Raw genomic sequence first — 26,322 nt, 5'->3', positions numbered from 1 at the left:
CCCAGGCACTCACGCCGCCGGCGCTCAGGCCCGCACGCGATGCCGGCCAGGACCGAGCTCGCGGCGCAGCCCGGGCAGGCCGACCTCGGCGACCACACCGACCGGCACCTCGACGTCGGCCGCCACACCGCGGTTGTCGTCGTGCCACCACCGCACGGCCAGCCGGCCCTGCGGCGTCGTCACGTGCCCGGACGCGGACGCGAGCCGATCGGTCACGGCCGGCGCGACCCGGGCGCGCCGCCACCCCGGCTGCAGCGGCGCCAGGCCGGCGACGCCGGAGTAGAGCCAGTCCTCGACGGTGCCCATGAAGTAGTGGTCCCGCGAACGGGACTCCGGACGCCAGTGCTCCCACATCGTCGTCGCACCCTGCTCGGCCCAGAACCCCCACGAGGGGAAGGTGGTCTGCGTCGCCACGTCCCAGGCCGCGTCGGCGTGACCGAACCGCGTCAGCACCGGCAGAACGTGCTTGGTCCCCAGGGCACCGGTACTGAGGTGGTCGCCGCGCTCGCGGACGTCGGCCGCCAGTCGATCGGCCACCCGCTGGCGCTCCGAGGTGGGCAGCAGGTCGAACGCCAGCGCCAGGACCGCCGGCGTCTGCCGGTAGCCGACCTCCGGGCCGTCCACCGCCGACCGCACCACGGCGGAGTCGGCGTCGTAAAAGTGGCGCACGAACGCCTCGCGGAACCGAGCGGCGGCGGTCTCCCACTCGCCCGGGTCCTCCTCGAGCACCCGGGCGATCCGAGCCGCGACCTGACACATCCGGGCCACGACCGCCGTGGCCGCGATGCGGGTGTCCTCCGGTCCGTTCCCGCCCCGGATCGACGTCTCCGGGCTGAGGTAGTCGGTCAGCGTCGAGTCCGCGAGGCACTCCGGCGAGCGGGCGACCTCGAACCGCAGGTAGTCGCGGGCGTCCGGCCAGATCGAGGCCAGCACGCGCCGGTCCCCGCGCTGGCGGTAGATCTCCCACGGCACCAGGAGCAACGCCGCGTGCCAGACCGGCGCGGGCGACCAGTCCAGGCTCCAGCCGCCGCAGGGTGCGATGACCGCCGGGGCGCCGGTTCCGTGACGCGAGACCGCGATGTCTTCGCACCACGAGGCCAGGAGCTCGTGGACGTCGAGATTGAGCAGCATCATCTCGGCACCGAGCAACCCGTCACCGGTCCACCCGTTCTTCTCGTACATCGGGGTGTCGGTGGGCAGGTGGTGCAGGTTGTTCTCCAGGGTCCGCACCGCCATGGCGTGCAGGCGGTTGAGCAGGGGCTCCGCGCAGGAGAACCCACCGGTGCGGGCGGCGGCGGTGTGCGCGACGCGGGCGCGCACGTCCGGCAGCTCCCGGGCGCGGACCTCCACGTGCTGGAACCCGTGATAGCCGAAACGGCGTTCCCACCTCAGGTCCGACCCGTCGGCGGTGACCCGGTCCGTCTGGAAGCGGCCGTCGAGGAAGCCCTGCTCGTCGTCGTTGTTCACCGAGCCGTCCGGGCGGCGCTTCTCCCCAAAGTGCAGCTCGATCTGCTCGCCGGTCGCGGCCCGGGTGCGCAGCGCCGCCCATCCGGCCACGACCCGCGGGTAGCTGAGCACCCACCGGCGCGGACCGAGCGGCGTCACCGCCTCCGGCTCGAGCTCGTCGACGACGGCGACGGGTTGCTGACGTTGCGCCACCAGGCGGCCCCGGGGCCCCGGGACGAGGGTGACCGGTGACCAGTCGCCGTCGTCATGGCCCGGTGATGACCAGTCGGATCGTTCCTCCCGGGCGTCGTAGTCCTCGCCGGCGTACAGGTCGTCCGATCGGGTCGGTCCCTCGGCGGCGGTCCAGGATGACGACGTGACCACGGGCTGGTCCGTGCCGTCGCCGTACCGCAGCAGCAGCATGAGCCGCAGACAGGGCTCGGCGTGCCAGGGCGAGCGCTCCCACTCCCAGGTGTTGCGTCCCCGGATGCCGTAGAACTCGCGGCCGAGCTCGGCACCGATCGCGTGCCGCCCGGGACCGAACACGCCCGTGACGTCGCTGACCGTGTACGGCACGGCGTTGTCGTAGTCACGGAACGCCGGGCTCAGGTGCCGCGGCCCGGCCGGTGCGCCGTCGATCTCCACCCGGGCGTAGCCGCCCGCGGCCACCACGAGCCACGCTTCGGCGGGCTGGGCCGGCACGTCGAACTCGGTGCGCAGCAGGGGCGCCGCGGAGCCGCCGGGGCCGCCGATCCACGCCGCGGCGCGGAGGTCGGCGCCGAGCAGGCCGGTGACGAAAGTCCCTTCGCCGGTGACCGCGCCGGCGGTCGTCGTGACCTCGACGCGCCAGCTGTACCGGGTCAGCGGCGCGAGCGGTGGGTCGACGTCGTCGATCTCGCTGCACCGGTCGTCGGCGACCTCACCGCTGTCCCACACCGAGCCGTCGGGACCGGTGACGAGAATCCGCCGGGCGAGCTGGCCGACGCCGGGCTCGTCGGCGACCACGTGCCAGCCGAATCGTGGCGGAGCGTCGACGCCCACCGGGTCCGTCAGGTGCTCGACGGTGAGGTGCTCCAGGCGCAACGTCACGTCTGACAGTCTGACGCACGGCCGCTGCCGGTGCGGTCCGTCGACTCTGCGTGGCTCACCGGCCCGTGACGAACGCCTGGACCGCCACGACCGCGGCGGCGCGGGCCCATTCGTCGAACCCGGCGCCGCGGACCTCCAGCCGGACCGCCTCCGCCTCGTCGTGACGTACGTCCGCGATACCCGCGTCGACCGCCTCGCGTGCGAGCTGCGCGACGGCGACGGTCTCACCTCCGAGCACCACCGTCGGCGAGTGCGAGAACGACGCCGCCGTCCCGATCAACCTCCCCAGCGCGCGGGCCGCATCCGTGACGGCCCGGACGCACGCGACCTCGCCGGACGCCGCCTGCTCGAGGACCTGGTCGATCCCGGTCCAGCGGCCCGTGGCGGAGGCGACGGCACCGGCGATCGCATCCGAGCTGAGCACCGCCCCGGCGCAACCGGAGTGCCCGGCTCCGCACCGTGGCCCACCGGGCGCGACCATCGTGTGCCCGACCAGACCGAGCCCTGCATCACTGCTGGTCACCAGGCGTCCGTGCGCCACGAGGCCGTAGCCCACACCGGCGCCGATCGTGAGGACCGTGAAGGTCTCGGCGTGCCGGCCGGCGCCGAACCACCGTTCCGCCTCGGTCAACGCCGTGACGTCGTTCTCGACCACCACCGGCAGGCCGGTGGCGGCTCTGACCTGGGCGCCGAGCGGGACGTCCGTCCACTGGAGGAAGGTGGCCTGCTCGACGACCGCGGCGTCGCGCACGAGGCCACCGACGCTGATGCCGATCCCGGCGAGCTCCGGCACCTCGGCGCGTGCCCGTTCGGCGAGATCACCGATGACGCGAACTACTCCGTCGACCGTGTGGTCGGGCAGTTCGACCACGGAGCGGGAGACCGTGCGGGCTCGCATCGTGGTCACGACGCCGTACGCGCGGTCGCCGGTGACCTTGACCCCGAGGAAGTGGTGGGCCTCCTCGACCACGTCGAGCGGCTGCTTCGGCCGGCCCATGCCGCCGCGATGGGCAGCCGTGGCGTCCTCGACGAGGAGCCCGGAGGCAACCAGCGGCTTGGTCAGGCGCGACAGGCTGGCGTGCGAGAGGCCCATCCGCCGGGCCAGCTCGGCACGGGAGAGCGGGCCGTGCAGGAGGACCTCGAGAGCGACCGCCTGGCCGGACCCTTCGAGCGGCATCCAGGGGGAGATCCTGTCCTCCACTACGAGCCTTTCTTTTGCATGTTACGTATCAGTCGGGTCGGTCACGACGTCGTCGACGCTGTGCCGCCATCGGACCTGAGTGTTGACGGGAACATAGTGTTGTCGCAACACTAAGGCCGTGCGTTTCCCGACGAAGGAGTCTCTCAGGTGACGGAGTCGTCCGCCCATCATCTCCGCGCAGGCGGGATCTCGCTGGTCCTCGACTGCGAGGGTGACCGGCTGCCCCGTGTGCTGCACTGGGGACCCGACCTCGGTGAGCTCGGAGCCGAAGACCTCGCACACCTGCGCCTGGCCGCCGCGCAGGGTCCGCGAGCGGCCGGGCCGGACAGGCCGGTGCCGTTGGCGCTCCTCGCCGAGCAGTCCGCGGGATGGATGGGCACCCCGGGCCTGACCGGGCACCGGGCCGGGGCGGACTTCAGCACGGCGTTCACCGTCACCGGGATCCGGCGGAACGCGTCCACGGAGGCGGCTGTCGCTGAGACCCTCACCATCACCGCGGCCGACCGCGACGCCGCCCTCGAGCTCGGTCTCGAGGTTCAGATGCTCGTCTCCGGTCTCGTGCGGATGCGTGCCGCGGTGACCAACACCGGCCCCGGGATCTTCGACCTGCACAGCCTCGATCTCAACCTGCCCGTCCCGCTCGAGGCCGACGAGATCCTCGACCTGACCGGCTGGTGGGGGCACGAGCGCATCCAGCAGCGCCACGCCTTCACCCACGGCACCCACCTGCGAGAGTCGCGCCGTGCCCGGGAACTCGACGCCGCCGTCGTCATGGCCGCCGGGCGGCACGGCTTCTCCTGGCGCAGCGGCGAGCTGCGCGCGATGCACGTGGGTTGGTCCGGCAACACCCGCACCTACGCCGAACGCATGAACCACGCGGTCGGGATGCTGGCCGGCGGTGAGCTGCTGCTCGCGGGTGAGATCCGGCTCGGCGCGTCCGAGACGTACCAGGGGCCGTGGATCTACTACAGCCACGGGGACGGGCTCGATGAGTCCGCCGCCCGTGTCCACGACTACCTGCGGGCCCGGCCACAGCATCCGCGCACCGCCCGGCCGGTCCAGCTCAACGTCTGGGAGGCCGTCTACTTCGACCACGACCTGGCGACCCTGAAGCGGCTCGCGGACATCGCCGCCTCGCTCGGCGTCGAGCGTTATGTCCTCGACGACGGGTGGTTCGGCTCCCGCCGCGACGACAGCTCGGGGCTGGGGGACTGGGTGGTCTCTCCGGACGTCTGGCCGGACGGGCTGGGCCCGATCATCGACCACGTCCACGACCTCGGCATGGAGTTCGGTCTCTGGTTCGAGCCGGAGATGGTCAACCCCGACTCCGATCTGGCCCGGGCGCACCCGGAGTGGATCCTCGCCGCCCGCCCGGACCGGTGGCCGCCGGAGGCCCGACATCAGCAGGTGCTCAACCTGACGATCCCCGAGGCCTACGCCCACGTCCGTGACCAGATGCTCGCGATCCTGCGCACGTACCGCATCGAGTACCTCAAGTGGGACTTCAACCGCGACCTCATCGAGGCCGGCACGCAGTCCACCGGGCAGGCCAGCATCCACGAGCAGACGCTCGCGGCCTACCGGCTGATGGACGAGCTCATCGCCGCCCAGCCGGGCCTGGAGATCGAGTCGTGCAGCAGCGGCGGCGGACGGATCGATCTCGGCATCCTCGACCGCTGCGTGCGTATCTGGGCGTCGGACGTCACCGACCCGCTGGAGCGGCAGCGCATCGAAGCCGGCACCTCGCTGCTGCTGCCGCCGGAGATGATCGGCTCGCACGTCGCCTCCCCGATCTCGCACCAGACCGGTCGCACGACGACGATCGACTTCCGGGCGGGCACCGCGTTCTTCTCCCACATGGGGATCGAGTGGGACCTGACCGGCGCGTCCGAGGACGAGCTGGCACGGCTCGGGGAGTGGATCGCCGCCCACCAGGAACATCGCGACCTGCTGCACACCGGCACCGTGGTCCACGGCGACCATCCCGACGACGCCTTCTGGCTGCACGGCGTGGTGGCCAAGGACCACCGAGAGGCGATCTATGCCTTCGCCTCCGTGCACAGCTCGCGCCACACCACACCGGGACAGGTCCGCCTTCCCGGGCTCGAGCCCGACCGGCGCTACCGCGTCACCCAGCTCCTGACCGACACCGCCGGCCGCGCCCGTCGTGGCTCCTCCACCGCCTGGTGGGACGACGGTCTCACCCTCACCGGCCGGGCCCTGGGGGCGGTCGGCCTGCAGATGCCCAACGTGAGCCCCGAGCAGCAAGTCGTCCTGCACGTGACCACCACCTGACAGGAGAGACGTCGATGGCAACGACGCCGGAGACCGCCGTACCCGCCGCCGCACCCCCGGGCCCGACCCGACGGCGCAAGAAACGCGACGACACCCGGCTCGCCCTGGTCTTCATCGCCGCGGCGAGCGTCGGGCTGATCGCCTTCTACCTCGTGCCGCTGGTGCGCGGGGTCTGGCTCAGCTTCCAGGAGTGGGACCTCCTCTCCGAAGCGAGCTTCGTAGGGCTGGCGAACTACGAGCGCATGGTCGCCGACCCCGTGTTCTGGAACGCGGTGCGGGTGACCCTGCTGTACGTCGTCATCAACATCGGGGTGCAGACCGTGATCGGGCTCGGCATCGCCGTCCTCATGCAGCGCCTGGCGACGTCGACGTTCTGGCGCTCGATCGTCCTCGCCCCCTACCTGGTCTCCAACGTCGTCGCCGCGATCCTCTTCCTGTGGATCCTGGACTTCCAGCTCGGGATCGGTACCCAGGTGCTGGAGTGGATCGGCGTCGGGCGGATCCCCTTCCTCACCTCCGAGGAGTGGGCGATCCCGACGATCGCGCTCATCAACGTCTGGCGCCACATGGGCTACACCGCGCTGCTGCTGTTCGCGGGCCTGCAGACCATCCCGCCGGTGCTCTACGAGGCGGCACGGATCGACGGCGCCTCGGAGTGGCGGATGTTCCGGTCGATCACGATGCCGGTGCTGCGGCCGATGCTCGGCATGGTGCTCATCGTCTCGATCATCGGCTCCTTCCAGGTCTTCGACACCGTCTCGGTCACCACGAACGGCGGCCCGGTCGACGCGAGCCGTGTGCTGCAGCTCTACATCTACGAGAACGCCTTCGCCCAGTTCGACTTCGGCTATGCCTCGGCGTTGAGCGTCGCGATGCTCGTCATCCTTCTCGTGGTCACCGCGGTCCAGTACCGCGTCACCCGTGCCGGCCAGACCGACCTGAACTGAGGTCCCCCATGTCGATGCCTGCCACCCTCACCCCGTCCGCTCCAGCTCCGACCGCGACGCCACCCGGCCCGGCCCGCCGACGACGGCGCCTCACGCCCGGCCGCGTCGTCGCCTGGCTGGCGCTGCTGGTGATCGTCGCCGTCACGCTGTTCCCGTTCCTGTGGATGTTCCGTACCGCGTTCTCCTCCAACGGCGCGCTGTACACCGACCCCACCTCACCGTTGCCGGTCGGCTTCAGCTGGGGCGGGTTCGAGCGGGTCTTCGGCCTGCAGTCCACCGAGGAGGCCATCGCCCAGGGCGGCTCGGGCGCGCAGCTGGACTTCTGGCTCTACCTGCGCAACTCGGTCATCGTGGCCACCGCGGTGACGGTGTGCCAGGTGACCTGCTCGGCTATGGCGGCCTACGCCTTCTCGCGGCTGCGCTGGAAGGGCCGCGACCTGGTGTTCTCGATCTTCCTGCTCTCGCTCATGGTGCCGGTGATCTTCACCCTGTTGCCGAACTTCCTGCTCATCAAGGACCTCGGCCTGGTGGACAGCCTGCTCGGGATCATGCTGCCGAACCTGTTCATGACGCCGTTCGCGATCTTTTTCCTGCGGCAGTTCTTCCTCACCGTCCCCACAGAGATCGAGGAGGCGGCCCTACTCGACGGCGCGAGCAAGGCTCGGGTCTTCTTCACCGTGATCCTGCCGATGAACACCGGCCCGATCGCCACCATCTCGATCCTGACCTACATCAACTCCTGGAACGACTACCTGTGGCCGCTGATGGTCTCCTACTCGGACTCCTCCCGTGTGCTCAACGTCGCCCTGGGGACGTTCACCGCCCAGTCGCCGCAGACCGGGCCGGACTGGGCCGGCCTCATGGCGGCCACCATCGTGGCCGCGACGCCGATGCTGCTGCTGTTCGTCGTCTTCGCGCGCCGCATCGTCAACTCGATCGGCTTCACCGGGATCAAGTGAGGGTGTCATGACGAGTTCGAGGAAGCGCCTCGCCGCCGGGTTGGCCGGCGTCACGGTCGCCGTGACCGGCTGCAGCGCCGTGCAAGGGGTCGAGTCCGACGTCGTCGACTACTGGCTGTGGGACGCCAACCAGCTTCCCGCGTACCAGGCGTGTGCCGACGCGTTCGAGGAACAGACCGGCACCGAGATCCGGATCAGCCAGTACGGGTGGGACGACTACTGGCAGAAGCTCACCGCGGCCCTGGTGGCCGGCGCCGGTCCGGACGTGTTCACCGACCACGTCGCGCGGTACCCGGAGTACGTGACCCGGGGTGCGCTGCTGGATCTGGAGACGCTGGAGGCGACCGACGACGTCGACCCGGACGACTACTACGAGGGACTCGCGGACATGTGGATCGGGCCGGACGGCGGACGCTACGGCGTGCCCAAGGACTTCGACACGGTCGCGCTGTTCTACAACAAGGACCTGCTTGCCGAGGCCGGCCTGACCGAGGCCGACATGCAGAATCTCACGTGGAACCCCCAGGACGGAGGCACGTTCGAGGACGTGCTGGCCCGCCTGACGGTGGACGCGAACGGCGTGCGCGGGGACGAGGAGGGCTTCGACCCGCAGAACGTGGTTCAGTACGGCCTCGGTTCGAACGGTGCCGGCAGCTATCAGGGGCAGACGGAGTGGTCGCAGTACGCGTTCTCCACCGGCTGGCACCACACGGACGAGGAGCTGTGGGCGACCGAGTACCAGTTCGACGAGCCGGAGATCCAGGGCACCCTGGCGTGGTACTTCGGGCTCGCTGAGAAGGGGTACATGCCGCCGTACGAGGTGATCGGTTCCGCGCCGGACACCGCGCAGCAGTTCGGATCCGGTCAGGCAGCGGTGCTGGCGGACGGGTCATGGATGATCGGCACGCACACCTCGCTCGAGGGCATCGACGTGGGCATCGCCCGCACGCCCTCCGGACCGGTCGGCCACCCGGTCTCGATGTTCAACGGCCTCGCGGACTCCATCAACGCCCAGACGGACACGCCGGAGCTGGCGGGACGGTGGGTGGCCTTCCTCGGCTCGGACGAGTGCCAGGAGATCGTCGGTTCGTTCGGGGTGGTCCTTCCCGCCCGTCCCGCGGGCACCGCGGCGGCGGAGGAGGCCTTCGCCCAACGCGGCATCGACATCTCGCCGTTCACCGAGGCCGTGGAACACGGACACACCGCGCTCTACCCACTGGCCAGCCACGGCTCACAGGTCGAGGCGATCATGACGCCCGTGATGGAGTCGATCTTCATCGGCCGCCAGGACGTCTCGGCCCTGACTCGCGCGAACGAGCGCATCAATCGGCTGTTCGCCGAGGACTGACCGGCGGCGTCCGCCCCACCCCCGGCGAGTTGTCATATCTGTGCCGACTGGTCATTGGTGTACGGGTGGTCATTGGTGTGCGGGCGCCGCCGGCCGGCGTCAGCCCTGGTCAGGCGAGGTCGAGCGCCTCGGAGATCTGCCGCAGCGCCGGGACCGGGTCGCTCCCGCGCGGCAGGACCTGCGCGTTGACGTGGTCGGCACCGGCGTCCAGGTGCGCGGTCAGACCCGCCGCGACGGCATCGGCGTCGCCGTGGGCGACGAGCGCATCGATGAGCCGGTCACTTCCGCCGTCGGCCATGTCCTCCTCGGTGAAGCCGAGGCGTGCGAGGTTCGCCCGGTAGTTGCGCAGGCGCAGGTACGGTTTGGCGACGCCGGGACGGCCGGTCTCGCGCGCGGCAGCCGGGTCCGCGTCCAGCACGACCTTGTGCTCAGGAGCGAGCAGCGCCTCGGCACCCATGCGCTCGCGGGCGATTCGGGTGTGCTCGAGCGTGACCAGATACGGGTGCGCCCCGGCGGTCCGTTCCGCCGCCAGCGTCAGCGCCTTCGGCCCGAGCGCCGCGAGCGCGCGGGAGGCGACCGGCACCTCGGCGGCGTCGAGCTGGTCCAGGTAGTCGACCATGGTCGCGTACGGGCTGCGGTACTCCGCCGTCGCCTCGGGATGTCCGATCCCGACGCCGAGGAGGAACCGGCCCGGATGCCGCTCCTCGATCCGGTGGAAGGCCGTCGCGGCGTCCTCCGCCGGCGTCGCCCACATGTTCACGATGCCCGTCGCGACGCTGAGGCGCTCGGTGACGTCCAGGATGGCGTCGGCGATGCTCAGGTCGGTGGGGGAGCCGCCGAGCCAGATCGTGCCGTAGCCGAGACGCTCGGCCTCGCGGGCCAGCTCCGCCGTCGCGTCGCCGGCCGGGATCCAGATGCCGTATCGACCCAGTTCAACCGTCATAACCGGACCAACCCGGCCGCCGCGCGTGACATTCCTGCTGTAGGCAATTCTCGCCGCACGCAATTCCTGCCGCCCGTGGATTGCGATGCCGGCGCTGCCCCCGCCAGGGGCGCCAGTGGCCGGGCACAGGGACGGGTCCGCGATCGCCCCTCAGGCACGGGGCGCCGGATGCTGCGCTTGTGCCCGCTCCACGGATCGCACGAGGATGGACAGGCAGACGATCCGAGCGAGGGAGCCGCATGAGCCAGGTGAGCACGAACCCGGACATCAAGCTTAACGACGGCGTGACGATTCCCCAGCTGGGTTTCGGCGTCTTCCAGGTCCCGCCCGAGAACACCCAGGAGGTCGTGGCCGAGGCGCTCGACTGCGGATACCGCAGCATCGACACGGCCGCGGGGTACCGGAACGAGGAAGGGGTCGGCGCGGCGATCGCCGCATCCGGCCTGGCTCGTGACGAGGTGTTCGTCACCACGAAGCTGGCGAACCCGGACCAGGGCTACGACTCCACGCTCGCCGCGTTCGACGCCTCCATGGACAAGCTCGGCCTGGACGTGCTCGACCTCTACCTCGTGCACTGGCCGTGCCCTGACCGTGGCGAGTTCATCAACACCTGGCGCGCCTTCCAGGAGTTGCAGGAGGCCGGCCGTATCCGCTCGATCGGGGTCTCCAACTTCCTGCCGCACCATTTCGAGCAGCTCTTCGACGCCACCGAGGTGGTGCCGTCCGTGAATCAGATCGAGCTGCACCCCTACCTCCAGCAGCAGGAGCTGCGGGACTTCCACGCCCGGCACGGCATCGTCACCGAGGCGTGGAGCCCCATCGCCCAGGGAGACGTTCTCGGTGACCCGGCCATCGTGGAGATCGCCGAGCGACACGGCGCCACCCCGGCGCAGGTGATCCTGCGCTGGCATCTTCAGCTCGGCAACATCGTCATCCCCAAATCCGTGACGCCCTCGCGCATGCGCGAGAACCTCGGTGCATTGGAGATCAGCCTGTCCGAGGAGGACATGGCCGCCTTCGCGAAGCTCGACAAGGGCGAGAACGGCCGCCGCGGATTCCATCCGGATCGGTTCAACGGTTACCCCGAGGACTTCCAGAACCGCTGACCCGGTCCCCCGGCCCCGCCGAGAGCGGACACTTGAGTCAAGAGCGGACGTTCAAACGGCAGCTTTCGGCTCGATCGTCCGCTCTCGGCGCGGGGGCGCCGGCGGTACCGTGAGGCCATGAGTGACACCGGTTACGGCGACTTCGAATTCGAGCGGAAGTTCTTCGTGCGCTCGTTGCCGGACGTCGTGCTCAGCGAGCCGGACCCCGTCCTCATCGTGCAGAGCTACTACCTGGCGGCCGAGGGGTACGCGCTGCGGGTCCGGCTCCAGGCCGTCGCCCCACGCGAACCGGTGCCCGCCGACGTCGACGTCGGAGACCTCCTCGATGGTCTGGACATCACCTTCTGCGCGCTCACCGCAAAAGGCCCGGAGGTCAGCGGGACGCGGTACGAGGCCGAGCGTGAGCTGGACATCTCCGTCGGGCGGTCGATGGTCCGGCTCGGCGGGCATCCGATGGTCAAGTACCGGCACTCGCTCTGGCTGGGAACGGACGGATGGGTACTGGACGACTTCCTCGGTGGCAACGCCCCGCTGATCGTCGCCGAGTGCGAGCGAGGCGGCCCCGTCACCGACCTGACCATCCCCGACTTCTGCGTCAGTGAGGTCACCACCGACCCGCGCTTCACCAACGACGCGCTCGCCGTTCGGCCGTACTCGACCTGGGCGGAGGACTTCGAGCGCGAGCTCGCCACCCGCGGGCCGACGTTCCTGCAGCAGTTCGGGCACAACGAGATCGACGCCCCCTGATCGATCGGCGACGGTGGGTCGTTCCGAAATCGTCAAGAAGGACGCCGTACCGGCGAGGCAGTGTGGAGTGGTGGCCCCACCTGGCGGCTCGGTAGATGTCGAGGAGGAAGCGTGCCCACCCTGGACGAGCTCCTGGTGAATGAGCGAGCACTCGCGAACGGCACCGGCGAGACCTACCGCACCCGCTGCGCCCCCGAGGCGGTGTTCGTCCTGCCCGGTATGGTGCTCGATCTGGAGCAGTGCGCCGCGGCCGTGGACGGGTCGCCCACCAGCGGGTGGGACGCCGTCGACCTGGACGAGCCCCGGCTGCTGACGGCAGGAGCGGACGCCGTCGCCATCGTCTACACCTTCACCGGCCGACGTGGCGAGAACGTCTACCGGGCCTGCATGTCCAGCCTCTACCGCATCGACGACGACGGCGAACCGCGCCTGATCCTGCACCAGCAGACGCCGCTGAGCTGACCGGCCGCGGTCACCGCCCGGTCAGCCGGTGCGCCTGATCGAGATGTCGCCACTGATGGTGCGGGCGCGCAGCTCCACCGTCGGCGTACCGGCCTCAGGCTCACCAGCCGGTTCGAGCGTGGACGTCACCGTGCCGGAGACGCTCGAGCACCCGAGCAACGCGGCCGTCCCCTCCGCCACCCGCACCGCGACGTCGCCCGAGGCGGTCATCGCCTGCAGCCGCCCGCTGACTGCGCGGTTGACGAGGATGTCGCCGGAGACGGTCCGCGCGCTCGCCTGACCGTGCAGCTCGCGGACCAGCACGTCGCCGGACGCCGTGGTGACGTCGAGCTCCGTCGCCGTCGTCACCACCACGTCACCCGACGCCGATCGCGCACGCAGCGCGCCCGAGACCGTCGCGGCCACGACGTCTCCCGAGCCGGTGGTGATCGTTCCGGTGCCGAGTGACGTCATCGTGACATCACCCGAGCCGGCTGTGATCGACGCGTCGTCGGCTGCAGCGACGTCGACCCGACCGGACCCGGTCCGCACGGCGACCTGGGCCAGCTCACCCAGAGTCCGCACGTCACCCGAGCCCGACCCGACGTCGAGCGACGAGCGGGGCGGGACGGTCACGGCGATCCGGTGGCTCGACCTGTGCGCGACGAGCTGCCGGGCGTGTTGCGGCACCTCGATGCGCAGCACGTCACCGACGAGATCGACGCGCACGTCGCCGCCGTCGCCGTCGATGTCGACGCGTACCTCGTCCTCCGCGCCGGTGGTGACCGTGAGGTCGCCGGCGCGCCCCGTGGCCTGGATCCGTACGGGGCCGGAGACCGCGAACTCGCGTGGGGCCATGACCGGCCTCAGAGCGTCTCGTCAGGACGACGACGGCGCACCGGGGCGTACGGGGTGGTGCGCCACCGTGCGGCCGTGCGACGGCGGTGCACCGACTCCGCTTCTCGGACGAGGTCCCGGGCGCGCCACTCGTGGAGCTCGAGCCACTGGTCCATCACTTCTCACCTTTCCCGGAGCGTCGCAGGGCCCGAGCGCGCCGATCCGCTGCGGTGCGGCGGTCGTCGAGCAGGTACTGACCGAACGGTGCACGCAGCGAGCGCGCCACGAAGGGGTCGAGTTCGGGATGGCTCATCGAAAGCTCCTGTCAGCGTGCCCAACCGTCGAGGCGGCGGGCGGAGGTGGTCGGTTCGGCGGACGAGGGTGCACCGGGAGTGGTGAGTGCGCGTTGCACGGCGCGCACGAGCCAGGTGTTGACGGAGACGGCCTCGCTCGCGGCGGCCTGGTCCACCTGACTCTTGAGGGCGTCGGGCAGACGTAGCGAGATGCGCGCGGTGCCGCCGTCGTCCTCGGGCGTGGGCGGCGCGGGGGCCGGCGGCGGGCTGGGCGGTTCGGCTTCCTGCGGGGCACGCTCGACCACGATCTCCGGCGCACCGCCGCGCAGCCGGACCTCGACGAGGTCGCCCTCGAGCTGCACGGTGACCTCGGCCGCGATGTCCGAGGCCATCTGCATCAGCGTCAGCCGCAGACCGGGCTCAAGGCTCTCGGCCACGTGGTCGGCCGCCTGCTGCACCTCGGGGGCGGAGCTCCGCGTGACGGCGGTCAACGCCTGGTGCAGCGACGACAGGTACGGCCCCATGTCCATGACGCCAGCATGGCGTCACAGTGACAGCATGTCAATGCCATGTCGTGGCCGGTGTGCGGCGAACGCGCCAGGACGTGCGTGCGCCCAGACATGCGAGGGCGGGGAACCGGCCACCGGTTCCCCGCCCTCGTGTCGCGTCCTGCACCTGCTCGAGCTTTCTCACGGTCGACGGACCGGTGAGACGAACGGGCCGTGAGGCCCGTCGGCTCACAGGCTGTCGGCGGCACGGCGGAAGGGCACGTACGGCGTGGTGCGCGCGCGGCGCGCAGCCCGTCGCTGGTGCACGGCCTCCGCCTCGCGGACCATCTCCTGGTACGTGAGCAGGTGGACCTCGGGCACGTAGCCGTTCACAATTCCCTCCTTTCGGTCTGTGTGTCGTGGTGCCGACGACGGCGCGCGGGTGCGTCGTCGCCGAGCAGCTCCTGCCAGGTCTGGCGCAGCATGTACGCCGCCATGGCGTCGAAGAACGTCTGGCTCATGACATGTCCTCCCGGTCGGCCGCGGTCGGCGGCCGGCGCGTGCGGATCGGGCGTGCGGATCGGCTGGGCGTCGGACAGGTCGGGGCCGTTGGGGACGGTCAGACCTTCCGGCGGACGAACTGCGTGCGGTACCCCATCGGGCGGCGCCCGCGGCCGAAGCGCGGATCGCGTACCGGCCCGGACCGGCCGGGCGTGCCGTGGGTGAGCTGCAGATAGTCGTCCATCGGGACGCCGAGGTAGCGCGGGGTGAAGTCCTGGGGTGCAGCCATCTCGGGCTCCTTCCGTTCGGCGCACGGCACACGTGTGCCTGGTGCGTGCAGACATGGTGGTGCCCGGGACGGGTGGGGCCGGGGCGTGCGGCACGCGACGGGGCGCGCCGGAACGAGCGAGGGGGCGGGCTACCGGTGCCGGTGTGGCCCCCTCGGTCGCGAACTCAGCAGGTCGCGAACGGAAGGATCACGCCGACCACGGTGGCACTCGCCCGGTCCATCGTCGGGCGGATCGTGTCAGCGGTCGTGGTCATGGGGACATCACAGCAGGGCCTGTCGAGCGCGCACAATCTTTTTTCACCGGACTTCTCACCGGGTTCTGGCCAGGCTCTGGCGGGCTCCTCGCCGACGGTCGCGGCTCAGACCCAGGTCGGCCGGTACGGGATCTCGAAGGCGTGCCGCTCGAAGGTGCGCCACCACTCGTCCGCCCCGGGCGGCAGGCGATCGGCCGGGATGCGCACCACCAGGGACCGCAGCCGGCGCTTCATCGTCGCCAGTTCGGAGAAGTCCGGCGGTGCGGCGCCGTCGGCGGCCGGCCACGCTCCGGGCGAGCTGCCCGTTCCGGACGCTCCGGCAGCACCGGGTGAAGGCCCGCGGTCTCCGGGTCCGTCGCGAGGGTCCGGTGCCACACCGGGCGCCGGTGACGCCGTGGCCGGCGCGGGCGGCTCGGCCGTCGCCGGGTCGACGCCGCCGACTGTGGCCGGCGGCGCGAGCAGGTCCTGCTCCAGCTGCCAGATCTCACGACGCAGTGTGACGACATCCCGGGTCAGCCGTGCCTGGGACGCGGTCGCACCGTGCACCGCCTCGGCGGCGCGGAGATAGCCGTAGTCCATCGCGATCGCGGTCAGACCGGGATCCACGGTGAGGATGTCGTGCAGGTCCATCTCCGGTGCGATGAGGACCGCACCGTCGCGCCGAGCGCGCTCGACCTCGTCGCGCAGGCCTTCGTCCGCCATGATGCCCGCGGTCGAGCGCAGCACCACCGAGATGAGGTCCTTGTCCGCATAGCTCGACTCATGCGGCACGCCTGGCGGTGACGCGACGACGGCGTAGCACGTCGTGACGTCGAGGTGGTCCATCGCGACCTCGGCGGGCAGCGTCTCGCGCACTCCGCCGTCGACATATGTCTCGTCCCGGAGCTGGACCGGACGGAACACGGCCGGGATGGCGCACGAGGCCCGGACCGCCTCGACGAGATCCACCGGCTCACCCTCGACCGGACGGTTCAGCCGATCCACCAAGCCGCCGGACTCGGTGACGTATCGCAGCTCGCCCGATTCGAGCCCCACCACGGCGATGCGCAGCGTGACACCGGAGCGCCCCACCCGCTCCGCGGCGAAGACCTCCGGATCGACCAGTCGCTCGACCAGCGGCCCGGGCCGGTACATGGCCTTCTCGCGCTCGGCGCCGCGCAGGATGAGCTCGAGGTCCGGCCGTGCACGCCCGACCTCGCGCAGCGCGGTGAGGAACTCGACCACCCCGATCGTGCCGCCCGTCTCGCCATGGTCCTCACGCGGTGGCGGCCACGGCCGGCCGGCGGTCATGGTCCGCAACCGTTCCGCCACGGCTGCCGGGTCGAGCGGACCGCCCCGCGCGAAGGGGCCCGACGTCGCTCGCGAGCCGGCCGTGCCGTCCACTCCGGCCCGCGGCGCCGTCGCGGCACGGGCGAAGGTCCGCCCGAGCGGGCTCTGCCGGTGCTGGCGCTTCTGCAGGGCCGCCATCCACTCCGGCCCACGGCGTCGCAACCGGTCGAACCAGGGGTGCGGGGTGAACATGTCCGAGCTGTCCCGCATCTGCGCCCAGCGGGTCTCGAGCTCGCGCAGGTAGCGGCGTTGCTCGTCGTGGTCGGCCGACTGGGCCAGCGTGGCCGCGAGGATGGAGCCCGCCGACGTGCCGGTGATGACCTGAGGGGTGATGCCGACGCGGTCGTAGAGGTAGCGCAACGCACCGAGCTGGAAGTCCGCCCGCGACCCACCTCCGCTGAGCGCCAGGGCAGTGACCTCTCGGCGTCGCTCCTTCCACAGACCCGTCAATGAGGTCATGACAGCTCCGCGCGCATGAGGCCCAAGATAACCGAGACGGTCTTGCCCAGCGCCGCCCGCCGTGTGACGGTTCCGAGGTGGCCCAACCCCGACAGGTCCCGACCGGCTCCCGACCGGGACCGCGCCGGCACGACCAGCACCGACCGCCCGGATGACGACCGCATGATCGATCTCGACTACCTCGCCAACGTCCGCCCCAGCCATCGCCAGTACGCGTGGCAGCAGCTGGAGCTGTACGGGTTCGTCCATTTCGGCATGAACACGATGACCGGGCGCGAGTGGGGCACCGGCGAAGAGGATCCGGGCCTGTTCGACCCGCCTGACCTCGATGCGGACGAGTGGGCCGCCTCGCTCGCGGCCGCCGGGATGCGCGGGCTCATCCTCACCGCCAAGCACCACGACGGTTTCTGTCTGTGGCCGTCCCGTTACAGCGAGCACACTGTGGCGGCGAGCCCGTGGCGCCAGGGCCGCGGCGACGTCGTGCGGGAGGTGGCCGACGCATGCGCGCGGCACGGGTTGAAGTTCGGCGTCTACCTCTCGCCGTGGGATCGGGCCGAGCCGACATACGGGTCCGGGACCGCCTACGACGACGTCTACGTCGGCCAGCTCGTCGAGCTCCTGACCGGTTACGGCGACATCTTCGCCGTCTGGCTCGACGGCGCCAACGGCGAAGGCCCCAACGGCAAACGCCAGACGTACGACTGGCCGCGGTACTACCGCACCATCCGGGCGCTACAGCCGGGCGCCGTCATCTGCGTGTGCGGTCCCGACGTGCGCTGGTGTGGCAACGAGGCCGGGCAGACCCGGCCCGACGAGTGGTCCGTGGTGCCCCGGGCGCTGCAGGACGTTGAGCGGATCGCCGAGCGCTCGCAGCAGGTCGACGACGGCGCCTTCTCCCGCACCATCCGCTCCGACGACCGGGACCTCGGCAGCCGCACGGCCCTGACCGCCCGGCCCGGCGATCTCGTCTGGTACCCGGCCGAGGTGAACACCTCCATCCGGCCCGGCTGGTTCCACCACCCGGAGGAGGACAGTCAGGTCCGCGACGTCGACGAGCTCTTCGACATCTATCAGCGCACCGTCGGCGGCAACTCGACGCTCCTGCTGAACGTCCCACCTACCCGCGAGGGCCGCATCGCCGAACCGGACCGCCGGACCCTGGCGGGCCTGGGCCGCCGGATCGCCGCGCTCCGCGACGCCGCCGTGCCCGCGACGGACATCACCTTCTCCTCCCGGCCCGCGGACCCGGCGGCCTTGACCAGCCTCGCCAACGACGTCGGCCACTGGCTTCCCGCCGCCGCCGATCTGCATCCGTGGCTCGAGCTGACGCTGCCCGGCCGGACCGTGCTCGACGGCATCGTGCTGAAGGAACAGATCACCGTGGGCCAGCGGATCGAGGAGGTCCACATCGACATCCACGACGGCGAGCAATGGCAACCGGTGACGAAGACCGGCGCCGTCGGCTACCAGCGCATCCTGCGGTTCGCCCCGATCGCCGCCGAGGCCGTACGGGTCGCCGTCGTGCGAACGCGGCTCGCTCCGGCGCTGGCCGCGGTGGTTCCGTTGGCGGCTCAGCCGTCCTCGTGACGGCCCTCGGTCACCCGGACCGCGTCCGCGACGACGTCCTCCAGGGTGCCGGTGCGCTCGTGGACCCGCCGCTGCCGGTCCGCCCCGGTGCCGTCGCGGCGGATCCGGTCCAGTCCGGCCGTGACGAGCTCCTCATCGCCCGCGGAGCGTAGCGGCTCACGCACGTGCTCGAGCAGCGTCCCGACGGCGTCCCACGCCGGCCGTGGCCGCATCGTGACCGGGTCGAGGAGCTCGCCGCCCATCCCGTCCCGGGCGGCCCGCCAGCCCGCCAGGCGCAGCAGCGTGACCGGCGTGGGCACCGGCGCGGTCTCCGCCCGGTACTCCGCGGCCGCCCGTTCCACGAGCCCGCGGCACAGCGCCGCGACGACCGCCGTGTCCTCGACGTCGAGGCAGACGTCGGCGACCCGGATCTCCACGGTCGGATAGTTCTGCGACGGGCGCGCGTCGAAGTAGACCATGCCCGGATCGAGCAGCACCCCGGTGGCGACCATGTCCTCGACGAGCCGGTCGTACGCCTCGGCGGAGCCGAAGACGTCCGTCGGTCCGGCCGATGGCCAGCGGTTCATCACCGGCGAGCGGTAGGCCGCGTAGGAGGTGTCCCGGCCCTGCCAGAACGGCGAGTTGGCGCTCAGCGCCGTCAGTACGGGCAGCCAGCCGCGGATCCGGTCGATGACGCCGACCGCCTCATCCCGGTCGGCGACCGAGACGTGCACGTGGCAGCCACAGGTGAGTTGCTCCTCGGCTGTGATGCCGTACAGCTCGGTGATCCGGTCGTAGCGCTCGGAGCGGACGGTCCGCGGCGTGACCTCCGTAGGGCAGAGCCCCACCGCAGCCACACGCGCACCCATCCGGCGTGCCGCCAGACCCGCACGACGGCGCCACCCGAGGAGTTCCTCGGTGAGCTCGCCAAGGTCCTCGTGCGGCCGGGAGCCGACCTCGATCTGCTCCTCGTTGAGCTCGCCCTCGAACGCGTCGGCGGCCTGCTCGCCCGCCTGCTGCGGACTCGTCTCGCCGGCGCGCGCCCAGCGCTCCGTCACCTCGGCGAGCACCTGGCCCTGCATGGACATCGCACGGCCGCTGGCCGAGTCGACGAGCAGCAATTCTTCCTCGACGCCGACGGTGCGTCGGCCGAGGCCCTGAGAGGTCACGGGCACCGTTGTATCAGGCCAGCTTCAGCGGGCGCTCGCCGGAGGCGCGCAGCGCGTCCCCGCGGACCCGGGCATGCAACTCTTCCAGCCGGGTCTGGAAGGCGATGGAGCGCTCGGCCAGCTCCGCGAACCGGTCACGCCCCATCCCCAGGTCGCCGGCGATCTCGACCATGGTCTGCCACAGGCCGGCCTGCCCCGCGACGGCGGAGCGCATGAGCTCCAGCTCCAGCAGCACCGTCAGCGGCGACTGGTGCGTGACGCGCCCGTTGGTCTTCAACCGGCCGAGTCGCTCGGCCACCCACGCCAGTCCCTGCCGGTGCGGCCGAGTGGGTAGCCCGAGTTCGTCCATGAGCGTCATGAGCTCGTCACGGCCGTGGCCGATCTCGCCGGCGAGCAGCCGCAGGTCCGGTCCGATCGGGGTGTCGGCGTACGCGCGCGCCATCCGTTCGATCCGCGCCACGCCCGCGGTGGATCCGCTGAGGTGGTCGTCGAGGTAGGTGCGCAACAGCTCGCGATCCAGCGGCCCGCCAGGCTCGCCGGTGGCCGCCGGGGCGCGCCCGCGCAGCGCCGGCCGTAGCCCGGGAACGCCCTCGAAGCTGCGGTCGTGCGGGCGAAGCGGCACACTGGCCCCTCCGGCCCGGCGGACCATGCCGTCCAGCAGGTCGCGGACAGTGGCGTCTGCGTCGTGGCGCGGCTCCCACTCGAGCTCGCGGCGCGCCCGCGTGACGTCCATGACCGGCAGCGTGGTGGCCATGTCGAGGAAGCCGGGGTCCGAGGCGAACAGCCGGCTGCGCCAGGCGTAGTGCAGCAACGACCGGGCTACCCCGGCCGGGACCGGGACGGTGCGGCCGTGGTCGAGGATCCGGGCGAGGTCCTCGCCGAGCAGGGTCTCACCGGTACTGAGGTTGAAGCCGCCGCCGGCCCGGCGGCGCAGGACCTCCAGGTAGGCGCGGCCGGCGTCGTCGGCATGAACCACCTGGGCCCGTAGCCCGGTGGGCGTGGGCAGGATCGGCAACGCCCCGGGTGCGAGCAGGCGGCGGGGGACCCAGGGCCCGATGAAGTAGCGGGCGATCGAGGCGCCGGCGTCGGCGGTGAGCACCAGCCCGGTGCGCATCCGGGTGACCACCAGCTCGGGGTACTCGGCCTCGAGATCGTCGAGGACGCGCTCCTGGGCGGCCTTGTCCACGGAGTAGTGGGACGAGCGCACGCCGTCGCGCGCCCAGGCCTCGTCCCGCGGGGTGAGGTCGGGCGCGGGGGAGTAGACGGCCCAGGACGAGGCGCACACGAGGTGACCGACGCCGGCACGGACCACCGCCCGCGCCACGCGGGCGGTTCCCTCCACGTTGGTGCGGCGCAGCAGGTCCCGCTCGTGGTTGGGCTGGATCAGCCACGCGAGATGGACAACGGCGTCCACGCCGTCGAACGCGGCGACCAGACGTTCGATGATCGCCTCCTCCGCGGCGTCGTCGCGGGCCTCGGCACCGACGTCGACGAGGTGCCACTCGGCCGAGGAGTAGGGCGCGACGTCCCGGTCCGGCATCCGGCGCGCGATCCCGACGACGCCGGTGACCTCGGATGCGTCGACGAGGTGATTCAGGACAGCGGTGCCGACGTTGCCGGACGCGCCGACCACGGCGACCTTCATCGCGCGGCCTCCTGGGTTCCGGCCGCCGTGGCGTCGGCGGGCAGGGTGGGGTCGAGGATGATCTTGATCGCGCCGTCGTCCTTCTTCTGGAACAGCTCGTAGGCTCGCGGACCGTCCTCCAGCGACATCCGGTGGGTACGCAGGTCGAGCACGCCGAGCGGGTCGGCCGGGTCGCTGACCAGCGGCAGGACGTCGTCGATCCAGCGGCGGACGTTGGCCTGGCCCATCCGGACGGTGATCTGCTTGTCGAACAGGTCCATCATCGGCATCGGGTCGACCATGCCGCCGTAGACACCGGAGAGGGAGACGGTGCCGCCGCGGCGCACGATCTCGATAGCGGCGTGCAGCGCGTCCAGCCGGTCGACGCCCCCCTTGGTGAACAGCGGTTTGGCGAGGGCGTCCGGCAGCCAGTTGGCCCCGATCTGGGCGAGCTTGCCGAGGTGCGAGCCGTGCGCCTCCATCCCGACGGCGTCGATGACGGAGTCCGGGCCGCGACCCCCGGTGATGGAGCGGATGGCGTCGACGAGCTCGTCGGTCTCACGCAGGTCGAGGGTCGAGATGCCGTGCCGGCGTGCCATGGCGAGCCGTTCGGGTACCAGGTCGACGCCGATGACCTGGGCGGCGCCGCGGTGGCGGGCGATCCGTGCGGACATCTGGCCGATGGGGCCGAGGCCGAGGACGACGACGGACCCGCCGTCGGGGATGTGCGCGTACTCGACCGCCTGCCAGGCGGTGGGGACGACGTCGGAGAGGTAGAGGTAGCGCTCGTCCGGTTCGCCGTCGTCCGGGACCGGGACGGGCCCGTAGTGCGCCATCGGCACGCGGAGGTACTCCGCCTGGCCGCCGGGAACCTGGCCGTAGAGGGAGGTGTACCCGAAGAGGGCGGCGCCCTTGTCGTGCTCGCGGACCTGAGTGGTCTCGCACTGCGTCTGGAGCCCGCGGCGGCACATCCAGCAGTCGCCGCACGCGATGTTGAACGGGATGACCACCCGGTCGCCCGGGCGGATGTGGGTGACCTCGCTGCCGACCTCCTCGACGATCCCCATCGGCTCGTGGCCGAGGACGTCGCCGGGGGAGAGGAACGGTCCGAGCACGCCGTACAGGTGCAGGTCGGAGCCGCACACCGCGGTGGAGGTGATGCGCACGACGGCGTCGGTCGGCTCGCGGAGGGTCGGGTCCGGGACGTCCTCGATTCGAACGTCCTCCCGGCCGTGCCAGGTCAGTGCGCGCACGTGGTCTCCTCGGTGGTTCGTGGGTCGGAATCGGCCGGGCGGCGGTGGTGGGGCGCGCCGCCCGGAAGTCAGGAGGACCCGGTCTCGGTGGGGTCGTCCTCTCCCTCGGGCTGGTCCGGCTGCCGCTCCCGGCCGGTCTCCACCTGGTCCGGGTCGGCGTCTGGGTCCTGCGCGGGGTCGTAGGGCCGTTCGGATGGTGTGGTGGGGGACGTCTCGCTCATGCGGTCCACGGTGACACCGGCGATGCCCGGCCGCATCCGGAAGCCCGACGTTCGTCGTCGACCGCCGCCACCTGCCCGAGCCCCGCCGACCGCGCGACTTGTCAGTCTTGTGCTGACTTGTCATGTCTTGACATCGAGAGACCAGCACATGATTGACGACTCGGCACAGGAATGACGAGTCGGCACAGCCTTGACGACTGGGCACAGCAATGACTACTGGGCACAGCAATGACGACTGGCGGCCCGGGGTGGTGGGTGGCGGGGCTGTGGGGTGGATGCGCAGTACGAGATGCGGGTGCCCGCGGTGCGTGCCACCGTGACGAGCAGCGCCCCCCGGGCGGCGCGACCGACCCGCCGCAAGCCGCACGAGCGAGACAGCGAGGTGACGGATGCCGACGACGATCGAGGACCCGCGGATCACGGTGGTCATCGCCAGTCGTAATCGGCGTGCCGATCTCGAGGCGACCCTCACCCGCCACCACGCCCCGGTCGTCTACGTCGACAACGCCTCCACCGACGACAGCGTCGACGTGGTGCGCGAGCTGCGGCCGGACGCCCGGGTCGTTCGGCTGCGCCGCAACGCCGGTGCCTACGCCCGTACGATCGGTGTGCGGCGGGCGAGGACCGAGTTCGTCGCGTTCGCCGACGACGACTCGTGGTGGGCGCCCGGTGCGCTCGAGGCGGCGGCCGCGACCTTGGACCGGCACCCGACGCTGGCGCTGCTGGCTGCGCGGATGATCGTCGGTACCGAGCAGCACCTGGACCCGATGTGCGCCGAGATGGCCGCCTCTCCGTTGCGCCGGACGGGCGACATGCCCGGAGTCCCCGTGCTCGGGTTCGCCGCCTGCGGCGCTGCGGTCCGTCGGGAGGCGTTCCTGGAGGCCGGCGGGTTCGATCCCGTGGTGCGATTCCCCGGAGAGGAGGAGCGGCTCGCTCTGGACCTTGCGGCTGCCGGACGATACCTGTGCTACGTCGACGACGTCGTCGTCCACCACCACCCCTCGCCCGTGCGGCACAGCCCCGAGGCCCGCGTGCGCGCGATCACGCGCGCCCGCGTGCTGACGGCCGCCATGCGCCTGCCGTGGTCGGTGTTCGGCAGCCGGGTGCGCGAGGCCTGGCACTCCGGCCGCCCGCAGCGCGGCGGCCTCGCTGACGCGGCCCGCGCCCTGCCGGCGGCCCTGCGTGCCCGGCAGGTGACGACCTCGGACGTCCTGGCGGACCTGGAGCTCCTGGAACGTCCGGCGCCGCGACCGTCCACGCCGGCGCCGGTGGACCCGGTGGCGAGGGCACCCGAAACGGCCCGTCGCTGACCGAGGAGGGACGGCATGAAGGCAGTGCAGAACGAGACGGACGGCCGGCGGGCCGTGGTCACCGGAGGCGCCGGGTTCCTCGGCAGCCACCTGTGCGAGGCGCTGCTCACCCAGGGCTGGGACGTGGTCTGCCTCGACAACTTCCTCACCGGCAATCCGGGCAACGTCGCTCATCTGACCGGCCGGCCCGGCTTCGAGCTGGTGCACTGCGACGTCACCGAGAACGGGCACGTCCGTGGCCGGGTGGACCTCGTGCTGCACTTCGCCTCGCCCGCCTCACCGGTGGACTACCTGGAGATGCCGATCGAGACGCTCCGCGTCGGCTCGGTCGGGACCGAACGGGCACTCGCGCTCGCGCGTGACAAAGACGCCCGGTTCGTGCTCGCCTCCACCTCTGAGGTCTACGGCGACCCCCAGGTGCACCCGCAGCCGGAGGACTATTGGGGTCACGTGAACCCCATCGGGCCGCGCGGGGTCTACGACGAGGCGAAGCGGTACGCCGAGGCCCTCGTCACCGCCTATCGCGCCACCCACGGCGTCGAGACGGGCATCGTGCGGATCTTCAACACCTACGGACCGCGGATGCGCCCGAATGACGGTCGGGCCATCCCCACGTTCATCCGCCAGGCACTCGCCGGCGAACCGCTCACGGTGGCCGGCGACGGCAGCCAGACGCGGTCGGTCTGCTACGTCGACGACCTCGTGACCGGGATTCTGGCGCTGGCGGCGAGCGAGCATCCCGGACCGGTGAACCTCGGCAACCCGCACGAGCGCTCGGTGCTGCGGATCGCCGAGGACGTCTGCGCGGCCACCGGGTCCCGGTCCCCGATCGAGTTCGTCGGGCGGCCCGTGGACGATCCGAAGGTCCGTCGGCCGGACACCACCTTGGCTCGCGAGGTCCTCGGTTGGCATCCGGCGGTGCCGTGGCAGGACGGCCTGGCCCGGACCGTCGCCTGGTTCGAGGAGACGCTGCGCACGGCGGCCAGCCCGGCGCCCGCCTGAGCGCTCGCCGGACGGAACCCCTCGTCACGAGCGTGACAGTCTGCTAAACAGCACCTGTTATCGATTTCTGAGGGGGCGACATGAGCGACGACGCCGAACCGATCACCAGCGCTTCTTCTCTCGGCGGCCGCAGACCGCTCTCCCGGCGCGCCGTGCTGGGCGGCCTCGGCGTCATCGCCGCCGCGGGGGCCACGACGGCGTACGGCCCGGTCGAGGCGGCATCGGCGGCCCCGACGGTCACGAAGATCAAGAACCTCCTCGGAACCCAGACACCCGTGCAGTTCGGCATCGGCGCGACCGACCTCGGGGTGCCGGCACGGTGCCCGGACGGTCGGACGCTCTACGTCTTCGGCGACACCTGGGCTGACCACGTCGGTGGTAGCAACTGGCGCTCGCCGGTCGCGCTCTGGTCATCCACGACCGACCTCGCCGCCGGCGTGACCTTCGACGCCGCGGTGGGCGGCGAGGTCGCCCAGCAGCTGTGGTACTACCCGCACGACGAGTACTTCACGACGGTCATCCCGTCCGACGTCGTCACGATCGACGGCACCATGTACCTCCACGCCATCGTCAACGGACCCGAGTTCGGCATGGTGCGCTGGACGGAGGTGTGGCGCTCGGACGACTCGGGCGCCAGCTGGCAGCACACGGGCCTGAATCTCCCGGCCGACAAGGACGGTGGCCATTTCCAATGCCTCACCTGGGGCCGGGGCGACGACGGCTACGTCTACGCGTTCGGGACCGGCTTCCAACGCGACAAGGGCATCGTGCTGAACCGGATCCGGGAGACCGAGCTCGGCAACGCCGCCGCCTACGAGCCCTGGGTCTGGGACGGTACCCGCTGGCGTTGGGGCGCGCCGGACGAGCGTGCCGGCGTCATCCTCGATGGCGCCTGGGGCGAGATGTGCCTGCGCCCGGTCGATGGCGCGTGGCTGTTCACCGGCTTTAACGCGCGGGACTACCGCGTCGACGCGAAAATCCTCGCCACACCGACAGACAACCTGTACACGGCGCCGACCACGACCCTGATCCACGGCACACAGTGGGGCCAGGAGGACGACACACACGTCGCCCAGCTTTACGGCCCGTATATCATCCCCGGCTCCACCCTGTCGGACCTGCATCTGACCCTCAGCCAGTGGAACACCACGACGAACGAGGTGTACCACTCGATGCAGTTCCGGGTGCAGGGTCTTGCCTGACGG

The 26,322-nt window shown here is 71.4% G+C and carries 26 protein-coding genes; 11 read left to right on the top strand and 15 right to left on the bottom strand.

Features of this window, described 5'->3' with window-relative positions; translation table 11 throughout:
• Positions 1–24: 24 nt before the first annotated feature.
• Positions 25–2,535, bottom strand: coding sequence for a family 78 glycoside hydrolase catalytic domain (locus tag ACFSE6_RS14165; RefSeq protein WP_388008367.1), 2,511 nt, complete (start codon positions 2,533–2,535; stop codon positions 25–27).
• Positions 2,536–2,590: 55 nt separating this feature from the next.
• Entirely contained in the window at positions 2,591–3,736 is a 1,146-nt protein-coding gene (locus ACFSE6_RS14160; RefSeq protein WP_388008364.1) for an ROK family protein, read from the bottom strand.
• Positions 3,737–3,883: 147 nt separating this feature from the next.
• Between ACFSE6_RS14160 and ACFSE6_RS14155 the strand changes: the two genes are divergently transcribed.
• Genes ACFSE6_RS14155 through ACFSE6_RS14140 form a run of 4 tightly spaced genes read left to right on the top strand, consistent with a single transcriptional unit; the run spans position 3,884 to position 9,285 of the window.
• Positions 3,884–6,031 (top strand): alpha-galactosidase, encoded by a 2,148-nt coding sequence (locus ACFSE6_RS14155; RefSeq protein ID WP_388008361.1) that lies wholly within the window; start codon positions 3,884–3,886, stop codon positions 6,029–6,031.
• A gap of 14 nt (positions 6,032–6,045) precedes the next feature.
• Entirely contained in the window at positions 6,046–6,978 is a 933-nt protein-coding gene (locus ACFSE6_RS14150; protein WP_388008358.1) for a carbohydrate ABC transporter permease, read from the top strand.
• Between the two features lie 14 nt (positions 6,979–6,992).
• The gene (locus tag ACFSE6_RS14145) at positions 6,993–7,937 is read left to right on the top strand and encodes a carbohydrate ABC transporter permease (protein WP_388008438.1); all 945 of its coding nucleotides are present in this window, start codon (positions 6,993–6,995) and stop codon (positions 7,935–7,937) included.
• A gap of 7 nt (positions 7,938–7,944) precedes the next feature.
• On the top strand, positions 7,945–9,285 hold the full coding sequence (locus ACFSE6_RS14140) for an ABC transporter substrate-binding protein (protein WP_388008355.1): 1,341 nt from the start codon (positions 7,945–7,947) through the stop codon (positions 9,283–9,285).
• A gap of 109 nt (positions 9,286–9,394) precedes the next feature.
• On the opposite strand, the gene ACFSE6_RS14135 is transcribed toward ACFSE6_RS14140, so the two are convergent.
• Entirely contained in the window at positions 9,395–10,228 is an 834-nt protein-coding gene (locus tag ACFSE6_RS14135) for an LLM class F420-dependent oxidoreductase (protein WP_388008352.1), read from the bottom strand.
• Between the two features lie 248 nt (positions 10,229–10,476).
• Here ACFSE6_RS14135 and ACFSE6_RS14130 point away from each other — a divergent pair, with 248 nt between their 5' ends.
• The 3 genes from ACFSE6_RS14130 (at position 10,477) to ACFSE6_RS14120 (ending at position 12,543) form a co-directional block, all read left to right on the top strand.
• The gene (locus tag ACFSE6_RS14130; protein WP_465254161.1) at positions 10,477–11,334 is read left to right on the top strand and encodes an aldo/keto reductase; all 858 of its coding nucleotides are present in this window, start codon (positions 10,477–10,479) and stop codon (positions 11,332–11,334) included.
• Between the two features lie 117 nt (positions 11,335–11,451).
• Positions 11,452–12,081: a CYTH domain-containing protein gene (locus ACFSE6_RS14125; RefSeq protein WP_388008346.1), complete on the top strand. Its 630-nt coding sequence runs from the start codon at positions 11,452–11,454 to the stop codon at positions 12,079–12,081.
• 111 nt (positions 12,082–12,192) lie between these two features.
• Positions 12,193–12,543 (top strand): nuclear transport factor 2 family protein, encoded by a 351-nt coding sequence (locus ACFSE6_RS14120; protein WP_388008343.1) that lies wholly within the window; start codon positions 12,193–12,195, stop codon positions 12,541–12,543.
• A gap of 21 nt (positions 12,544–12,564) precedes the next feature.
• Here the strand turns inward: ACFSE6_RS14120 and ACFSE6_RS14115 are convergent, their stop codons facing one another.
• The 8 genes from ACFSE6_RS14115 to ACFSE6_RS14080 all read right to left on the bottom strand — a co-directional run bounded on the left by ACFSE6_RS14115 (position 12,565) and on the right by ACFSE6_RS14080 (position 16,972).
• Positions 12,565–13,380 carry a DUF4097 family beta strand repeat-containing protein gene (locus tag ACFSE6_RS14115; RefSeq protein WP_388008340.1) on the bottom strand — a complete coding sequence of 272 codons (816 nt, stop codon included), beginning with the start codon at positions 13,378–13,380 and terminating at the stop codon, positions 12,565–12,567.
• An 8-nt stretch (positions 13,381–13,388) separates the two neighbouring features.
• Complete coding sequence (locus ACFSE6_RS14110; protein WP_388008337.1) at positions 13,389–13,535, bottom strand: hypothetical protein; 147 nt, start codon at positions 13,533–13,535, stop codon at positions 13,389–13,391.
• Complete coding sequence (locus ACFSE6_RS14105; RefSeq protein WP_388008334.1) at positions 13,535–13,672, bottom strand: hypothetical protein; 138 nt, start codon at positions 13,670–13,672, stop codon at positions 13,535–13,537. Before ACFSE6_RS14105 ends, ACFSE6_RS14110 begins: the two co-directional genes overlap by 1 nt.
• Before the next feature lie 12 nt (positions 13,673–13,684).
• Complete coding sequence (locus tag ACFSE6_RS14100; RefSeq protein ID WP_388008331.1) at positions 13,685–14,182, bottom strand: hypothetical protein; 498 nt, start codon at positions 14,180–14,182, stop codon at positions 13,685–13,687.
• A 207-nt stretch (positions 14,183–14,389) separates the two neighbouring features.
• On the bottom strand, positions 14,390–14,533 hold the full coding sequence (locus tag ACFSE6_RS14095; protein ID WP_388008328.1) for a hypothetical protein: 144 nt from the start codon (positions 14,531–14,533) through the stop codon (positions 14,390–14,392).
• Positions 14,530–14,661: a hypothetical protein gene (locus ACFSE6_RS14090; RefSeq protein ID WP_388008326.1), complete on the bottom strand. Its 132-nt coding sequence runs from the start codon at positions 14,659–14,661 to the stop codon at positions 14,530–14,532. The genes ACFSE6_RS14095 and ACFSE6_RS14090 overlap by 4 nt, the downstream gene beginning before the upstream one ends.
• A gap of 98 nt (positions 14,662–14,759) precedes the next feature.
• Positions 14,760–14,930: a hypothetical protein gene (locus ACFSE6_RS14085; protein ID WP_388008323.1), complete on the bottom strand. Its 171-nt coding sequence runs from the start codon at positions 14,928–14,930 to the stop codon at positions 14,760–14,762.
• A 359-nt stretch (positions 14,931–15,289) separates the two neighbouring features.
• Positions 15,290–16,972 carry a patatin-like phospholipase family protein gene (locus ACFSE6_RS14080; protein WP_388008320.1) on the bottom strand — a complete coding sequence of 561 codons (1,683 nt, stop codon included), beginning with the start codon at positions 16,970–16,972 and terminating at the stop codon, positions 15,290–15,292.
• 162 nt (positions 16,973–17,134) lie between these two features.
• Here ACFSE6_RS14080 and ACFSE6_RS14075 point away from each other — a divergent pair, with 162 nt between their 5' ends.
• Positions 17,135–18,559 carry an alpha-L-fucosidase gene (locus ACFSE6_RS14075; protein WP_388008317.1) on the top strand — a complete coding sequence of 475 codons (1,425 nt, stop codon included), beginning with the start codon at positions 17,135–17,137 and terminating at the stop codon, positions 18,557–18,559.
• On the opposite strand, the gene ACFSE6_RS14070 is transcribed toward ACFSE6_RS14075, so the two are convergent.
• The 4 genes from ACFSE6_RS14070 to ACFSE6_RS14055 form a co-directional block, all read right to left on the bottom strand.
• Positions 18,544–19,707, bottom strand: a complete 1,164-nt coding sequence (locus ACFSE6_RS14070) for a carboxylate-amine ligase (RefSeq protein WP_388008314.1) — start codon at positions 19,705–19,707, stop codon at positions 18,544–18,546. The genes ACFSE6_RS14075 and ACFSE6_RS14070 overlap by 16 nt on opposite strands.
• A gap of 13 nt (positions 19,708–19,720) precedes the next feature.
• Positions 19,721–21,352: an NAD-dependent epimerase/dehydratase family protein gene (locus tag ACFSE6_RS14065; RefSeq protein ID WP_388008311.1), complete on the bottom strand. Its 1,632-nt coding sequence runs from the start codon at positions 21,350–21,352 to the stop codon at positions 19,721–19,723.
• Positions 21,349–22,584, bottom strand: a complete 1,236-nt coding sequence (locus ACFSE6_RS14060; RefSeq protein ID WP_388008308.1) for a zinc-dependent alcohol dehydrogenase — start codon at positions 22,582–22,584, stop codon at positions 21,349–21,351. The genes ACFSE6_RS14065 and ACFSE6_RS14060 overlap by 4 nt, the downstream gene beginning before the upstream one ends.
• Before the next feature lie 68 nt (positions 22,585–22,652).
• Positions 22,653–22,805 carry a hypothetical protein gene (locus ACFSE6_RS14055; protein ID WP_388008305.1) on the bottom strand — a complete coding sequence of 51 codons (153 nt, stop codon included), beginning with the start codon at positions 22,803–22,805 and terminating at the stop codon, positions 22,653–22,655.
• 389 nt (positions 22,806–23,194) lie between these two features.
• Here ACFSE6_RS14055 and ACFSE6_RS14050 point away from each other — a divergent pair, with 389 nt between their 5' ends.
• The 3 genes from ACFSE6_RS14050 (at position 23,195) to ACFSE6_RS14040 (ending at position 26,319) form a co-directional block, all read left to right on the top strand.
• Positions 23,195–24,115 (top strand): glycosyltransferase family 2 protein, encoded by a 921-nt coding sequence (locus ACFSE6_RS14050; protein WP_388008302.1) that lies wholly within the window; start codon positions 23,195–23,197, stop codon positions 24,113–24,115.
• Positions 24,116–24,130: 15 nt separating this feature from the next.
• A complete protein-coding gene (locus ACFSE6_RS14045) occupies positions 24,131–25,117 on the top strand; it encodes a UDP-glucuronic acid decarboxylase family protein (protein WP_388008299.1) in 987 nt (328 codons plus the stop codon).
• Between the two features lie 80 nt (positions 25,118–25,197).
• Positions 25,198–26,319, top strand: a complete 1,122-nt coding sequence (locus tag ACFSE6_RS14040; RefSeq protein WP_388008296.1) for a DUF4185 domain-containing protein — start codon at positions 25,198–25,200, stop codon at positions 26,317–26,319.
• The last annotated feature ends 3 nt before the right edge of the window (positions 26,320–26,322 follow it).

This window comes from Georgenia deserti (assembly GCF_042680605.1).
GTDB lineage: Bacteria > Actinomycetota > Actinomycetes > Actinomycetales > Actinomycetaceae > Allobogoriella > Allobogoriella deserti.
Note: the sequence above shows the minus strand (reverse complement) of the source record. Positions and strands in the feature narration are given on the sequence as shown.